The following is a 16,777-nucleotide window of genomic DNA, read 5'->3' on the forward strand; positions in this document are numbered from 1 at the left end:
TGGATTTTAAAACGCCAAATCAAATAGCAGAGAACTTTTATCGGTTAGCTGCCTAGCATATCCCAAGTGAAAGTCTCCTGCTAATTCAGCACATATCAATTGGTCCAAGTTTCTTACTATCTTCTACAGATTGAGAATCACTAGTAAGATATGTAATTTTACCATCTCTTACAGATACTATATCTATAGCTAAACCATATTGATGATAGCTTTGCAATGGTCCTGCATTAGTCACCCCACCAGATAATTTACCTTGAGCAGCAGGACTTCTATAACCATCAGTAATAACCCACGTAATACCAAGTTGTTCGTAGGCCATATTAATTAATTTAACAACAACTGGTTGATAAACAGAGTGTAGTTCAGCTATTCGAGCTAGAGTTCTCTTATAATGCTTTTCTCCACCACATGCTTCAGGCAACAAACCATTTACATTAACGGACTCAGGCGACTCCACTGTCGCTACAGGCGTTGACTCCTTATTTTTTGACGCGTCTTGTTTTACTTTTGGCATTACAGGCTTTTTCTCTTCAGTTTTCTTCGTAGTAGCTGATTTTACTTGACGGTCATAAACTCTTAACTTTTGATTAGGGCTCAATTGATCATTACTTAGACCACTTAGTCTTTTAATTTCATCAACTGTATTTCCTGTGAGTTTGGCGATCAAAGCTAAAGTATCAGTCTGCTGAACAACAATAATCTTCGTTTTTTCTTGCTGACTTGGCTTTGCTTCTTGTGGTTTTGGTTTATTTTCTGGCGAAGACTTTAAATTTGTTTGTTTAATGGGAAGCTTTAATACTTGCCCGGGATGAATATCAGTATCACTTTTTAGACTGTTAATCCTGATTAATTCAACTATTGTGGTATTATTATCCACTGCTATTCGAGATAAATAGTCTCCTTCAGCAACAATATAGGTTGATCTTATATATGCCCCAGTAGCGACATCTTTTGCAGAAAGATTTAAACCTTTTAACAGTACTTTTGGGCTACGTACAATAAATGTAGTTTTTTCTCCAATTAACTGTATTTTTACTTTTGACTCATAATTTCCTGAAGTTATATTTCTTACTCGAATATCTATGATTGTACCTATTGGACGTTTGATCCACACTGATTCACCATTTGTAGTAGTGACAAAGTCTGATATAAGCAATGTGCCCACCCAAAGTTGATGAACTAAACCATTAATAGGTTGATCTAATGCATCTAAAAACCGAATATTTGCTAAACAATCCATAATTATATCTCTTGCTCATGTGAATCACAGTTACAGTGATACTCAAAATCATCATTTTCATTGCCATCATCAATAGATACAGTCCATGCATTATCTGTTCCTATGAGAATTTCATAGTCTTGATTTTCATCTGTATTTACACGTTGAGTACGACCATGCGCATCCAAAGTTCCTGAAATGTAGGTATTATTCTTCGTATTGATTAACTTATATTTAACTTCTGAAAATTTATTTTCATAAAATAAGTTATAAAAATCCCATTTATTCGTAAAAGATCTAATATTATTCATGATTGGGAGTAATGGAATTTCAGTTTTAACTTTAACCCCGCTTTGAAACATCTGTTGTCCAGATTTTACTTCGAACATTCGATCTGTTTCACATAAAATACCAGCACCGTTCAAAGTAATCCTTGAAGATTTGCCTGTAATCTGAACTTCTTTCGAGCTATTGATTTCAACACGGTTTTCTGTCGAAGATATTGTGATCCCAAGTTTGGCAAATATATCTAGAGCATTTGCCTGCGCATGAATATTAAATTTTCCCTGTGCTGCGATAATGTTGATGCCATTCATCACTGAAAATAAACTTATTTTATTCTTGGCATGCACGATCCAGTTCTTTTGCGTACTAAAGTTAATGCTGTCACCAGCAATTTGATTGATTTGGGCATCCGCAGATAAATGGATATTTTCAGGTGTGCTTAAAGCAATTCCATCTTGAGAACTGAGTAAAAGCACCGCTTGATTAAATTTGGCAATTTCTTGTTGGAGCTGTTGAGCAAATATTTTAAGTTGCTCAACTGATTCTATTTCATCGGTCTTTTGCTTCTTGGCGATATCACTGAGTACTTTACTTTTGTTTTGACTGCCTTCAAGTTGTTTCTTGGCAGGCGTTGCATCAAGATGATCGCCTTTGGCTTGGTCTTGAGTATAAGTGCTTAGCAATAAGCCTTTCCCTGCACGTACTGCGCCCCATTGGTCCGTTCTTAATTCAAAACCTTCTCCGCGCCCTTCACTGGTCTCGGTTTCTTTTGGATGGCTTAAATTCCCAAGATTCAGTTGGCTTGTCGCATGACTGCTGTGTAACTGAGTACTGATCTGGTTGGTGGTATCGTCAAAGCGCAGTTGATTAAACCCATCAGATTTATATTCCTTAGTTTTGATCCCTGAAAGTTTTTTAGTATCAGGGAGCTTTCCTTGGTCATCAAACTTGGTCGGATAGCGATACCCTTCATGAATTCGTCCCACTACAAAGGGTCTATCAATGTCACCATCACTGAACGAGATCATGACGATCTCTCCGACCCTCGGTAAGAATCGTACCCCATAGCCTTCTCCTGCCCACGGCGTTAATACATCCACCCAAGCCGAGTCAGTATCATTATCGTTCGCACCTGCACCACCATCATGTTGGTGATCTTCGTGACGGGTAAACAAGAAATTTACCTTAATCTGACCTCGTTCATTGACATAGATTTCCTCCCCACGCGGTCCGACTACTCTCGCTCGCATTGGATATGTAGTAGGTCGATGTTTCAGCGGATTATATTCAGGGACAACGGCTATATTGCGTCGTTGTAACAGCAACTGATTGGCTTGGCGTTGTTCGCTGTTGTTTGTGGTGATATGGGTGAGTTGCCATTGGCTTTGTTTCAATAACATTTCAAATTTATGAGACAAATCTTTCGGTAAATTATTTTGGTGATAAAAGGTTTTGGATATAATCAGAAATTGCCGATCGGCAACATCCTTTAGATCTAGGTTTGGATGTTGGTTAAGCTCAAAGTAATAGCCAACCTGCGCATCTCTTACTGTCGATATAGCGATAAATTGTTTAGTTTGTAACGCGTAGTAATCGCTGAGGTTTTGGTTAAAGCGCTCAACCTGATTGTTACCCGATGGCGTTACTCCTTCTTCTCCATTCAAGTCTTGGGTCCATGCAGGGCTAAACTGCCATACTTGTTCTAAACCTAAACTGGCATTGTCATAGTTTTCACTCTGCTGATACTTACTTAAAACATTGCCTGCGCCTTCTTCTATATCTAACATATCAGCTTGCCATCGTTGAATATGTACAGACGTCGGTTGAAGTGAACGTAAACCTGTCAATGCTGTGATGGTGTCTTGCTGTTCGACAGCCGAACTTCGATGAAAACGGATAATGCGACGTTCTAAACTTTTATATTGAGTATTGTCATCAATTAAACGAAGCTTTTGAGGTTGGATTTGTTCATTAAAATAAGACACTTTAAGCTGTGTCTCATCAATTAAACTGGTCACGCCTTCCGATGCTAGAAGCCTTTGAATAAGATCTATATCTCGTTCATTATTCTGCATAATGAAGGGTCGAATATCATAGTCTTTGGTTAGACCACTTTTATCCAAAGTCAAACTTGAAGCAAACAGTGGAGATCTTTCTCGCCATTCATTAAATATGACTTCTACTGCCTGTAAAGCAGACATATTCATAAATACTCGCGAGTTTCTTCGATACTTCCAAAGCGCAGTTGGGTCTTCTACAGAAAGGCGATAAATTGTCAACGCACCATCTGAGGAACCCAGCTCAGCTTTAGTCACAATTCCAGAAATTCGATTGAACTCAGATCGATCATTGACCATATCAACGGCTACACGACACCCAATAAAGCTTTTTAAGGCGATGTTGTTTCGTGTAGATAAACAAATAAGTTGTAAATTCGAGCCATCATTGATGGTATGTGTCCCATCGATACGTTGCAAGAATACATCGGCAGCCAAATTGGGATTGCTAAATTGAATATGTAAAGCCCGTTTTTGAGCAGAAAGTCCCATTTTTTCCAAAACAAAATTAATATTATTAAACATGATCTATTGTGTATTTTTTCTAAATTCACCATCACCATATAATAAAATATCATGATTTGTCTACCACAAAGTATTTTTCACATGAAAGCTAATTAATTGATTTACTGATAATTTTCACAGTATTTTATAAATTACAGGACATATTATGAAATTAAATTTATTCCATGATTGCCTATCAATTCTGTGAGTTATTATATAATTTATAGTTATTTTTATATAAACATGACAAATAAAAACTCAATTCACCATTCCCGTTAAAATTCTCATTTTATTCGATCAGTTTAAATATGTTTTTAACCAAGGAAATTTAAAAATTATAAAACTTGTAAGTACACTAAACATGTCTGATTATTAGTGTTATATATTTATTTTTATAACATGCTATTAATCTATAAATTCTCATATTACGCAAATAAAAACAATAGCATTCATGCATAATTTTATAGATTGACATGTAGTAAGCTGTGTATTTTTTGTTCCAATGTCGCTTTTCATTCATGATTTAAATCTAAAATCATCAAAAGAATTTGGAATTTAAAAAGTCTAATTTTCTCATTTTTAAACATAAATTATTGCAGCACAAAAATAAGGATGTTTTATGACTGAAACACATACCTACGCGCCTCACGAAAAACGTAATCGTGTCATGGCTATTGTCGGCGCTGCATCTGGTAACTTAGTGGAATGGTTTGACTTTTATATTTATGCCGCTTTTGCCACCTATTTTACCCATGCATTAACTGCACCCGATATGAATGACTCCACCAAAGCAATTTATGTGTGGGGTGTTTTTGCTGCCAGCTTTTTTATGCGCCCAATCGGCAGTTGGTTATTTGGATGGATTGGCGATACTTTTGGGCGTAAAAAGTCGATGATCATTTCCATTAGTTTAATGGCGGTCAGCTCATTTTTATTTGCAGCACTTCCAACCTATGAACAAGTCGGTATGGCTGCCCCATTTTTATTGTTAGCGGTCAGACTGTTGCAAGGGCTTTCAGTAGGTGGTGAATATGGGACAGTAGCCACTTATATGAGTGAGGTGGCTTTAAAAGGTCAACGTGGTTTTTACTCATCATTCCAGTATGTAACACTGTCTGGCGGACAGCTCTTGGCGAGTCTACTTGGCGTGATCATGTTGGCACTGATGTCAAAAGAACAGCTTATGGATGGTGGATGGCGTATTCCATTTATCATTGGTGGTGTGGTTGCGATTCTTTCGTTCTTTGCTCGTCGTCATTTGAAAGAAACACTTTCTGAAGATGATGGACGTAAAGAAGGTTCAGGAAGTCTAAAAGAGTTACTGACCAAGAATTGGAGCACCTTTTTACTGGTGGTTGGTTATACTTCGGCAGGCTCTTTGTGTTTTTATATCATCACGGTATATTCAAAAACCTATATCACCAGTTTAGGGTTCGCTGATAAAACAGTGGGTTATATGATGACCATTGCATTGTTTATCTTTATGTGCGCTCAACCATTGTTTGGAATGCTGGCAGACCGAATTGGTCGTCGATCGTCCATGATGCTGTTTAGTATCAGTTGTGCAATCTTTATTTATCCAGTCATGGTAATCGCTATGCCATATTTTAGTGGTTCAGCATTTATTGTGACCGCATTGTTGGTGTTCTTAATGATGTTACTGAGCTTTTATACGTCCATTAGTGGACTGGTAAAAGCTGAGATGTTCCCACCGCATATTCGCGCATTAGGCGTTGGTTTTGCTTATGCTGTCTGAAACGCAATTTTTGGCGGTTCAGCTCCCGCTGTCGCGCTTAAATTAAAAGATTTAGGACATGAAAACACGTTCTTCGTTTATGTGATTGTCATGCTGATAATTTGTTTATTCTGTAGTATGCAACTACCGAAACAACCCAAATATTTACATCACGATCACTAATCTCCTGCAATGATTTAAGGTCTGTTTATACAGACCTTAAAATTTTTCATGTAAAATATAGCATTAAATCATAAGACTATAGAATATCCTGAGGAAATAATGAAAAAACTCTCACTTATCTTGGTATCTTTCGCGATTAGTCTGAGTGCCTATGCCAAAACACAAAACTATATTTTGGTGGGTGGTGGTGGTGTAGATGACCTTTCATTAATGTTGAAAAATGTACAAGGTAAGACGATTCATGCCTACTGCGATCAGAAATGTGGCAAATGGTTTGATCTAGATGAAGAAATAGATGGACAAACACTTAAAAAGCAATACTTTGAAAAAAAAGTTCAAGCAGACATTAAATTAGAGAAAAATGCAGGACGTGTTGCAGGTCCAAGTGACGATGAATCATTTTATTTCATCAAACATATTAAATTATTAAAATAATCCCCTTCTACACTTCGCAATAACACCAGCGAATCTTGAATCTAGCTTTGTTTAAAAAATCAAAGTTTAGATATGGATGTCGCCATGTTGAGCCGAGCTATATAAGCAAAGATAAAGCGCTGCTTTGTTTGCAGCGCAAGAATGCGATTCAACAAAAAATTTACTTAGCAAAGTAAAGTATTGCCTACACAAAACAATTTAAACTTTGGATTCAAAGTGCGGCTACAAGCTTTATATGATCAAACGATAGATTTATCGTATTGATTTTATTGATCTAGAAATTATATTTAATGTCTATTTTTCAAAAGATTGACTATATAAATTTCTGATCAAAACCTTGACCATGAAACGCCATTTAAAACAATACGTCCTGTCGACCCGGCATATCTTCAACGGGGATTTTGTCGACTGTAAACTGATATTTTAAAATCTTTTTCATCGAATCTGTTTCAACCACAGCAATTGCATCAAGCACATCATCGTTTTCAGGTTCTTGTAAACGTGCTGCCTCACACCATTTAACTGCCATCGTATAGTCAAAGTAGTGCGGACGATTGGCTTGATCTGCGTAAAGCCTTGCTAATGCACTCATTGCCTTGATATGCCGATTCCAACCATGCGAAACCAATTGCGGAATAATAATATCACCCAGCTCAGGGTAATAACTGTAGTGATATAAGCGATCCGCATATAGGTCTATGATGTCATCTTCAAGTTCTTGATACTCATAAGTACCATCTGTGCGTGATTTTTCAAGTCCTATTCGTGCTTGTTCAAAATAATCCAAACTTTGTTTTAATAATGGAAATGGGTTGCTTTCATCATCTTTAATACCCCGATTAAGGTAATTTACCCCCATATTATACATGGCAATATAATGCCCTTGTTCAGCAGCTTTGTTTGAATACTTCTTAGCTATATCTACATCATATAAACTCGAATCTTCTCTTGAATGAATATAACCACTGGTAAAACTTGGGTTGACATAACCAAGCTCTGATGCGGCGTGTAACATATCAATCACATCAGGATAGCTTTCAAGTTCATCAAAACTTTTATAAACACGATAGAAGCAACAGTATTCACCTTCAGGAAAAGCTTTAGGTTTTTCTAAACTTTTAGCGAACTCAAACCAAGACTGAGCCACCAATGGATTTTTTTCTACACCAGACCAACCATGCTGAGTAAGTAATCCATAAAGAACCGCTGCGCTGGCTAGGGTTTTACGATTGGAAATAGCAATATGACCTAAAAAATCATGATCTTTTGCATATTTAAACCAATAATAAATAGCACGTTGCAAATCATATTCATCAAATACATCATACCCAATCGTATGCAAATAACAATCTAGAATTTTTGCATCAGACTCATTCAACAAAGTATAAAAATACGCCAAACGCAAATAAATCTTAGCGCGATTTTTTTCACTCAAAGGACGTTTTAATAAGTCTAAAGCGATTTGAATATGTTTTTTAATCTCGCCCGTTTGATCATCGGAATAGCTGTCCTCTACAGAGTCGTACCACATCACAAAGTGAAGTTCATTTTTTTCAATTTCAGTAAAATGATCACACCAATCAGATTGTATAAACTCGATGATTGCCTGATAGTTATAGCCCCAACGTGGCAATAAATACCAGCAATAGTCAATTGCAGCAACAAGACCATACTGAGACTGATCAAGAAAAACTTTCAACCAAAATGCCGCTTCATTTTGCGGTAAATCCAATTCAGATTTTAAATCCAGATACGGTTTAAGCATGTCTGGAATTTGTTGAGGCAATGTCAAAGCTAAATCTGTTGATAATCCACTTAACTTGGCAATTTTCTGTAATTTGGGCTTAATGACATGTTTTAAATTTTGTGGTTGCTTTTGTTTAAATAGCCACTTATCAAACCATTTTGGTTCATCCAGCTTTGCTGCTGCATTGAGTAAGTGAATCACAACAGTCCAAGCATTTGGAGAAAAAGCAATTGCCTGCATTGCAGTTGTATAAATCTGCTTTTGTGCTTCACGAGCACAATCCCACATATCTTCTGAAACTTGATTTGCCCAAGTTCCCCCGCGATATTCAGAAGCCCAAAATGCCCAATAACGTACCTTGATCACATAAGGAAAAAAACTCTCAGGGTATGCTTTTGACCACTCTTCAAGGTGCTGAAGTGCCTGAGGTCCTTGATTTAAAAACATCTCAGAAAACATTTGATAAGGGTAAGCAAACCAATCACTTTCCCATTGAAAAGCGCTTTTCTCAGTACGGCTATTCCATAGTTGGGTAAAAAATTGCTCTAAGGCTTCATATTGTCTATTTTCGAGTAGACCCAGTGGATATTGCCCTTCTTTTCTTAAAGTTTCATGGACATACTCAGCTTTAATCATGATGAAGCTCTCATACTATAATCTGGGGATGTTCGAGCGGAATCAAACATAATGGGCTGGATTTTTAAGTCTGCAAGTTCTGGTAAAAGTGTTAAATTCCAGTCCAAAGATTTCCAATTGCATGAACGTTTTTCAAGGTATTGCTGGATTTCATGGCGTGCAGATTTATCATAATTGTTATAGTCCGAATGGCGCACAATCAAGTCAATTTCACGACCTTGTGCATAATATTGCCCCATTTCCTGCCAGCTTGTACAACACTCTTGGATAATTTGAGCCGAAGCCAAAATGTATTGCCAAGCTTCATCTTCACCGACATATTCAAATTGATGTAATAAGCGCATCATGATAATTTTTTGGATGTGGGCATAGACCAAAACATCACGATAATAAGGTCGAACCTCTTGATTCAAATCATACCAACCATATAAATCGCCGACATAAAAATACTCTTTTAAAAAAAATTCAATTTTTTGCAAACGTTCAATTTGACTATTCTGTTCTAGTTTCAAAAGTTGGTCTAAATGTGTTCTAAATTTTGCTTCATGATTTTTAAAATCATCAAGCATTAATGTATCCACATCATCACAAGAAATTTTATTGCGTACATAAATCAAATCACCTGTTGCCAAAGCCCATTTTTTTCTTTGATCTGCATTACTTTTTAAAAATGGCATTGCAGGGATTGCAAAAACAAACATTAAAATTTTAAATATCCAGCCAATCCAAGGAATTTGACTGAGCATACCTAACACTAAAAAAATGAGATAAAAAGGCAATAAGATCAAATGTAAAATAAGTGGAAGTGTTTTTTTCTTTTCAAATTTTAGTGGAATATTTAGTTTTCTTTGATCAAAATCTGTTTGATTAAATTGCATGACTTGTTGTATTAAAATATTTTGCGGGTTTTGAATGTATTCCTCTTTATTTGTTGCCAACATCATCCATTGTAAAACTGAGCTTTGTTGTGTACATAGATCCATTAAATCTGGATTTTGCATCACAATTCCTTCAACAACCAATGGATCGCTTAATTCATAAAAGTAAAAATATGGCAGTTGTTCAATGTGCAGTAAGCTATTTTTCTGTTGCTCAACTGAATCATCAATTTGCTGTGAGTCTAAAAGTTCAGGACGATATATAATTCCAAGATTCGAACAATCTGAATTGTGATTATTTTTTGGTTGAATATGATTTAAAAATAATAAAACATCATCGACATATTTTTTAACTGGAACTTGGTTTTGTTTCCCCTTAATTTGCTCAATGCACCACGCTTCACCATCCCATTCCAAACTAATGGTGACATGTGGCTTATTAGAAGCATCTCTTAGGCTAAAATAACGAAATAGACCATATTCTTTCTGTGTCACATAATGCTCACCATAGCCATCTTTAAGTTCAGTCAGGTTAGCGAACTGTCCTAGGCAATGTTGCATATAACGTGATTCAAAAGCCATCTCTTTACGCAACAACATTCCTGTGGCGGTAATTTCAATAAAACGTCCCGTATCTAACGCTAAAACCTCGCTAATCGCGTGTTCAGAACTGTCCCATTGCCCTTTTTCCAAACGCTTTTTCATTGCTTCATGATCTTTATGCCAAGCGTCTAATACTTGGTCATAAGTCATTTTCATGAATTTGCCTTTTAGATTTGTTTTGAGTCTGGAATTAAAAAATTCTAACAGTGGTTTTTCTAGCGCCAAAATCTGTTCATGCAAAGGGTCAATGTACAGCATGTGGCTATCTGGTTGTTGTTCGAGTTTTTTCAAAAACCATGCAGGAATCGGCTGAGGTAACTGGCAGATTTTCCAAGCAGCAACTGAGTTGACATGAAAGACAGGATTAAAATGTTTAATCACATATTCAAAGAATTTTTTTTCAAACCATTGGGTAATTTCTGGGTCATCTTTACGGCGTTGGCTACGTTCTACTATTGTTTTTTTAACTTCAGGTGCATTGACAATATCTCGTGTTTCCATGCTATTCCATTTAACGTATTTCTACTATATTACAGTCTGATTTTTATAAAAATATTCCAAATATCGAAATATTTAATGTGAATAGTTTATAACAAAATACTCCTTAGGAAATAGAATTCCCTAAAATTTAAATGTATTTATGTTAGTATTTTAAAAATTTTCAAATGCTTATATGATGAAAAAAATTGTGATTTTCTCAGGCGCAGGAATGAGTGCGGAAAGTGGTATTGATACTTTTCGTGATCGTGGTGGATTATGGGAAAACTACAATATCCAAGAAGTCGCTACCCCTGAAGCATGGCAACGTAATCCTGAATTGGTTCAGCGTTTCTATAATGAACGTCGTAAAAACATACTTGAAGCCAAGCCCAATCTCGCCCACAGGATCATTGCTGAGCTTGAACAATACTTTGAGGTACATGTCATTACTCAAAATATAGATGACCTTCATGAACGTGCAGGAAGTCAACAGGTGATCCATCTGCATGGCAACATTCGACTCGCCAAAAGCTCAAAACCACATGCGGAATACAGCAATGAATTTTACCCCATTCAAGGTTGGAAGTTGGATTTAGAAAAAGATCAATGCCCTGAAGGCTATCCACTCCGCCCACACGTCGTTTGGTTTGGTGAAGCTGTGCCTGCTTATGAACAGGCAATCCAGACTGTTCAAGATACAGATATCTTTATTGTAATTGGTTCAGCCTTGGCTGTTTATCCTGTCGCAGGTTTGATTTATGAAATTCCACAATATTGTGAAGCATATTATATTGACCCTCAAGCCAGCCATTCGCGTGTACCAGTACAATATGAATGTCTAAAAATGAACGCAACGGATGGTATGCAGCAACTTTTTGAAAAATTTACAAATCATTAAAAAACCAGTGTAATTACACTGGTTTTAAAGACTTCATCATACACTTTGATGAATCATTTATTTTCATCATTTGGGTGAGCCTGCTCTTTCTTCTCATCCTTAATTGGCTTAGTTGCTAATGAATCATTGAATAACTTATTCAATAAAGGCTTCGTCATTCGATAAATAATACATCCAACCATGATCAGTAAATAAAGTGGCCAAATGGTCACTAAAATAACCAACAAGTCCAAAATAAATTGCCAACCGTATTGAATACCTTCCCAAGCGCGTTTCCAAAAACCATCACCATTTAAACGTGCTACTGCATCTACATCGACATCTAAACTTTCACGAACCATTGCTGGTTGTTTAATGGTGATACTAATGGTGCTGAAACGAACACGGTCTTGCACTTCAAGTTGTGTTAAACGAGAGATTTCATTCAGTTGAGACTGTTTAGTATCACTTGGTACAGTCTGAGTTTGTGCCATTTTTTCTTCCAATAGCTTTAACTCAAAACGTTTTGCGGAATACTGTTGCTGGTTCAAAAAGTACATTAAAGGCAACAATTGATTTACATACACAGCAGCTTTGTCACTAGGCACTCGTACAATAATTTCTGCATGCGGATCAACTTTTTCAAAAACCCGGATTTTACCATCACCAATTTTTTGCGTTTGTTTATCTAACACATCAAAGCTGATATTTTTCTGCTCAATAAAACCACCTGCCTGAAAAGTAAGCTTATCGATTTCTAAAGCAGTTTTTACCACATCCTTAGCCGTAAAATTAACTTGTGCTTCTCGCACCATACGACGTGCTTTTTCTGCTTGACTGACATCGGTACTTAAAATGGTTTCAGGCTTTTGTTCAGTTACAGGTGTGGTATCAACAGTATTTTCAGCAGCTTGTTCATTACTTTTTTCAGAAGCATCCGCGACTTGTTCAGCATCTTGCGCAACCACTTGTGAATCTTGTGCAGATGCACTTTCAGCAGCTTCTTCTGTTTTTTTTGCACATCCAGAAATTAGAACAAGACTAAGCGCGAGGATTAAATGTTTATTATTCATAAATTATTGACTTTAGTTAATGATTTTTAAGTTTTTGAGATTATAAAGACATTTTCCGATTTTTACCATGCATAAAAATACAGCATCGAAATGCTGTATTAAGAACTGATCTATTTTATTTATTTGATGCTTGTTTAACCTGTATGCCCTATTTCATCATAAGACTGCACTGCAATTTCAGAAATCATATTTTCAAATGAGAAAATTTCATCTAACTGTTGTTGTGTTAATAAGCCTTGTTCTAATACGACCTCTTGAATGGTTTTATTTTCAGCTATGCACTGTTTCCCGATTTCATCACATTTTGCATGCCCTAAAATAGGATCAAGTAGAGTAATGATGCCCACACTACGCATTACAGCGTCATAGCAAGTTTTTTCATTGGCAATAATGCCCTGAATACATTTCTCATCCAAGGTTTGAATCCCATGAATCAATAACTCAATGGATTCATTCATCGAGAGCGCAATCACAGGCTCCATTACATTCAACTGTAATTGCCCTGCTTCAGCAGCAAAAGTAATCGCCAAATCATTGCCAATTACTTTAAAAGCAATTTGATTGACCACTTCAGGAATAACAGGATTAACTTTTGCAGGCATGATTGATGAACCTGCTTGCAATTCGGGTAAGCGTATTTCCCATAATCCTGTACGTGGTCCAGAACTCAGCAAGCGTAGATCATTACAAATTTTAGAAAGTTTGACAGCCAAACGCTTCAATGCACTGGAAAGAATGATAAAAACACCACAATCACTGGTCGCTTCGACATAATCTTCAGCGCCAATCAACTTTAGACCTGTTAAAGCGGTTAAATTATGATTTACTTGTGCTGCATAACCATGCGGTGTATTTACACCTGTCCCTATCGCAGTCGCACCTAAATTAATTTCCAATAAAAGTTCTCGTGTTTTTTTAATTAAACGTACATCTTCTTTTAATAGGGTGGCAAAGGCATGAAATTCTTGACCCAATGTCATCGGCACGGCATCTTGTAATTGAGTTCGCCCCATTTTCAGTACAAATTGAAATTCTGATGCTTTTAAAATGAGCGAACTGATCAAATTGTTCATTTTTTCAAATAACAGATCGAATGAATAATATGTCGCTAGACGTAACGCTGTCGGATAAACATCGTTGGTGGATTGTGATTTGTTGACATGATCATTGGGATGAATAATATCATATCGACCTTTTGCATAACCAATTGACTCTAAAGCAATATTTGCAATCACTTCATTGGTATTCATGTTGATCGATGTACCCGCACCGCCTTGGTAAACATCCGATGGAAATGAATCTTTCCAGTCTTGAGGATTTTCAATTAACTTATCACAGGCTTGTTGAATGGCTAAACTCATCTCTTCCGATATTTTATTAAATTGAAAGTTGGTTTGTGCCGAAGCTTTTTTAACTTGGGCTAATGCGCGGATAAAAAAGCTTTGTTCACCGACAGTATGTTTAGAAATATTAAAATTTTCTAAAGCTCTAACGGTATGGATGCCGTAGTAACTATTTATAGGTACTTCTTTGCTTCCCAACAAATCTTTTTCTATTCTTGTAATTTCTGCAGCAAGTTGGACTGTTTCCATGGGATATTCTCGTTATTTATGCACTATAGCCGTGCATTTCCTATCATATTCTCTCTATAAAAATTTTGTATTAGCAAAATATGTCATTTCTATCCGCAATTTTTCGATATGATATAGGTATTGTTGCTCATGTAACTTTATGTAACAACATTCACTTATACTTCTTCAATTTGAAAAAGCACGGCGTTTTATTTAAATTTGCTTTATAAATGCTGATTTCGCTTTTGTATCTAAATGTACAATTGGATACAAAAAGCTTGCATAATCACCTTATAAAAATTACAGCGATATTTTTTATTTATGTGAAAGAATCCGCTCGTGAAACTCATGTGAAAAAAATAAAACTTGGAGATTTGCTCCACAAGGAATGAATTAGATATGGACTCAATCAACCCCACAGTTGTGACCTTTATTTTCTATATTATTGCAATGGTCTGTATCGGCTTATATGCCTATAGAAAGACCACTGATTTCTCAGACTATATCTTGGGTGGTCGAAGTTTAGGTAGTTTTGTCACCGCGCTTTCGGCAGGTGCATCTGATATGAGTGGTTGGTTGCTCATGGGGCTGCCAGGCGCAATCTATCTCACGGGTTTATCTGAGTCATGGATTGCAATCGGCTTAATCATCGGTGCATGGTTAAACTGGTATTTGGTCGCAGGTCGTTTACGTGTTCACACTGAGGTACAGAATAATGCCCTGACATTGCCAGATTATTTCACCAGTCGTTTCGGCGATAAGAAAAAAGTCTTACGCATTATTTCTGCATTGGTCATTTTGATTTTCTTTGGTATTTATTGCGCGTCAGGCATGGTCGCAGGTGCACGTTTGTTTGAAAGTATTTTTGCAATGAACTATACCACCGCACTTTGGGTCAGCGCGATTGCAACCATCAGTTATGTCTGCATCGGTGGATTCCTTGCTATCTCTTGGACAGATACTTTTCAAGCAGGTCTAATGATTTTCGCCTTGTTGTTGGCACCAATCATGACTTTCTTGGCTGTAGGTGATTTACAACATGTGACGCAATTAATTGAAACTGCTCGTCCACATGCTGCAAATATGTTCCAAGGGGTAAGTTTTATTGCCATCATTTCATCAATGGCTTGGGGCTTAGGCTATTTCGGTCAACCGCATATTCTGGTCCGCTTCATGGCTGCTGATTCAGTCAAATCAATCCCAAATGCACGCCGTATCGGTATGGCATGGATGATTCTTTGTTTAGCTGGTGCCGTGGCAGTAGGTTATGTCGGTATTGCTTATTTTCAAGCACATCCAGATATACCTTCAGCAGCAATTGTGGCAAAAAATCCTGAAACGGTATTTATGGAACTCACCAAAATATTATTCAACCCGTGGATTGCAGGTGTTGTTTTGGCGGCAATTCTTGCTGCTGTGATGAGTACCCTAAGCTGCCAACTTTTGGTCTGTTCAAGTACATTAACCGAAGATTTATATAAGTCTTTTATTCGTAAAAAAGCGTCACAAACTGAATTGGTTTGGGTCGGTCGTTTGATGGTGCTTGCGATTTCTGTGCTTGCCATTATTTTAGCCTTTAACCCAGAAAGTAAAGTACTTGGTTTAGTTGCTTATGCGTGGGCAGGTTTTGGCGCGGCATTTGGACCATTGATTTTACTTTCAGTGTTCTGGAAACGCATGACTTTAAATGGTGCTTTGGTCGGAATCATTGTCGGTGCTGTGACTGTAATTGTTTGGAAAAACACCATGGCAGCGACTGGGCTTTATGAAATCATTCCTGGTTTTATCTTCTCTCTGATCAGTATCATTGTGGTAAGTTTATTGGGTAAAGCGCCTGAAAAAGAAGTCACTGATCGTTTTGATGATGCTGAACAAATATATGACCGTGAAATGAAAAATTTATAAGCGTAGATCATGAAACGATAAAGGGGCTGATGCCCCTTTATTATTTTTTCGCTTTTACTTTGGATTTAAAATTAAGATGTAATTGTGAACTATCTTTAATTACTTCCATGACTGGGTAGCTTCGTGTTTCCTTGACACCAGGCAACTGCCACAATACTTGTCCCGAAATATGCAGAAAAGCTTCCATGTTGGCACAGCGAATTTTCACCAAAAAATCAAAGCCTCCACTAATCATATGACAAGCCATAATTTCAGGATATTGAACCACAGCCTCTGAAAAGGCATCCAAGACATTCGGGGTCGTTTTGTCTAATAAAATCTCAACAAATACCACAAAATTTGCTCCCAGCATCTTGGGGTTAAGCTTTGCCTCATAACCAAGAATATACCCTTCTGCTGTGAGTTTCTGTACACGGGCTAAGGCTGCTGTAGGAGACAAATTAACTTCTTCAGCGAGTTTAATATTGGAAATTTTTCCATCTTTTTGCAAAATTTCTAAAATCCGAATATCTATACGATCCAGTGTTAAATATGCACTTTCCATAGAATAATTCTCTAAATATTCTTAAAATTATAGTGAGTTATTCAC

General features: G+C 36.8%; 10 protein-coding genes and 1 pseudogene. 4 read left to right on the forward strand and 7 right to left on the reverse strand.

Annotated features, from left to right (window positions below; translation table 11 throughout):
• Window positions 1–85: 85 nt before the first annotated feature.
• Entirely contained in the window at window positions 86–1,240 is a 1,155-nt protein-coding gene (locus ACINWC743_RS21510) for a LysM peptidoglycan-binding domain-containing protein (RefSeq protein ID WP_009586973.1), read from the reverse strand.
• Between the two features lie 2 nt (window positions 1,241–1,242).
• Window positions 1,243–4,086 (reverse strand): type VI secretion system Vgr family protein, encoded by a 2,844-nt coding sequence (locus ACINWC743_RS21515; protein WP_009586978.1) that lies wholly within the window; start codon window positions 4,084–4,086, stop codon window positions 1,243–1,245.
• Between the two features lie 598 nt (window positions 4,087–4,684).
• Here ACINWC743_RS21515 and ACINWC743_RS21520 point away from each other — a divergent pair.
• A pseudogene (locus ACINWC743_RS21520) lies at window positions 4,685–5,983 on the forward strand (MFS transporter).
• Between the two features lie 99 nt (window positions 5,984–6,082).
• Window positions 6,083–6,418, forward strand: coding sequence for a hypothetical protein (locus tag ACINWC743_RS21525; protein ID WP_009586996.1), 336 nt, complete (start codon window positions 6,083–6,085; stop codon window positions 6,416–6,418).
• 355 nt (window positions 6,419–6,773) lie between these two features.
• Here ACINWC743_RS21525 and ACINWC743_RS21530 read toward each other — a convergent pair whose 3' ends face one another.
• Both ACINWC743_RS21530 and ACINWC743_RS21535 read right to left on the reverse strand, forming a co-directional pair.
• A complete protein-coding gene (locus ACINWC743_RS21530) occupies window positions 6,774–8,801 on the reverse strand; it encodes a DUF4034 domain-containing protein (protein ID WP_009587004.1) in 2,028 nt (675 codons plus the stop codon).
• Window positions 8,798–10,783 (reverse strand): DUF1266 domain-containing protein, encoded by a 1,986-nt coding sequence (locus ACINWC743_RS21535; RefSeq protein WP_009586985.1) that lies wholly within the window; start codon window positions 10,781–10,783, stop codon window positions 8,798–8,800. The genes ACINWC743_RS21530 and ACINWC743_RS21535 overlap by 4 nt, the downstream gene beginning before the upstream one ends.
• Before the next feature lie 175 nt (window positions 10,784–10,958).
• On the opposite strand from ACINWC743_RS21535, the gene ACINWC743_RS21540 reads away from it, so the two are divergent.
• Complete coding sequence (locus tag ACINWC743_RS21540) at window positions 10,959–11,660, forward strand: SIR2 family NAD-dependent protein deacylase (protein WP_035301558.1); 702 nt, start codon at window positions 10,959–10,961, stop codon at window positions 11,658–11,660.
• Between the two features lie 53 nt (window positions 11,661–11,713).
• On the opposite strand, the gene ACINWC743_RS21545 is transcribed toward ACINWC743_RS21540, so the two are convergent.
• Together ACINWC743_RS21545 and aspA are read right to left on the reverse strand one after the other, a co-directional pair.
• The gene (locus ACINWC743_RS21545) at window positions 11,714–12,712 is read right to left on the reverse strand and encodes a DUF4349 domain-containing protein (RefSeq protein ID WP_009587008.1); all 999 of its coding nucleotides are present in this window, start codon (window positions 12,710–12,712) and stop codon (window positions 11,714–11,716) included.
• Window positions 12,713–12,846: 134 nt separating this feature from the next.
• The gene (gene aspA / locus ACINWC743_RS21550; protein WP_009586990.1) at window positions 12,847–14,304 is read right to left on the reverse strand and encodes an aspartate ammonia-lyase; all 1,458 of its coding nucleotides are present in this window, start codon (window positions 14,302–14,304) and stop codon (window positions 12,847–12,849) included.
• 378 nt (window positions 14,305–14,682) lie between these two features.
• Between aspA and putP the strand changes: the two genes are divergently transcribed.
• The gene (gene putP, locus ACINWC743_RS21555; protein WP_009587014.1) at window positions 14,683–16,188 is read left to right on the forward strand and encodes a sodium/proline symporter PutP; all 1,506 of its coding nucleotides are present in this window, start codon (window positions 14,683–14,685) and stop codon (window positions 16,186–16,188) included.
• A 40-nt stretch (window positions 16,189–16,228) separates the two neighbouring features.
• Here the strand turns inward: putP and ACINWC743_RS21560 are convergent, their stop codons facing one another.
• Window positions 16,229–16,732, reverse strand: a complete 504-nt coding sequence (locus tag ACINWC743_RS21560; protein WP_009586999.1) for an Lrp/AsnC ligand binding domain-containing protein — start codon at window positions 16,730–16,732, stop codon at window positions 16,229–16,231.
• Window positions 16,733–16,777: the final 45 nt, after the last annotated feature.

It is taken from the genome of Acinetobacter sp. WC-743 (assembly GCF_000335555.1).
In the GTDB taxonomy this organism is placed as follows: Bacteria; Pseudomonadota; Gammaproteobacteria; order Pseudomonadales; family Moraxellaceae; genus Acinetobacter; species Acinetobacter bereziniae.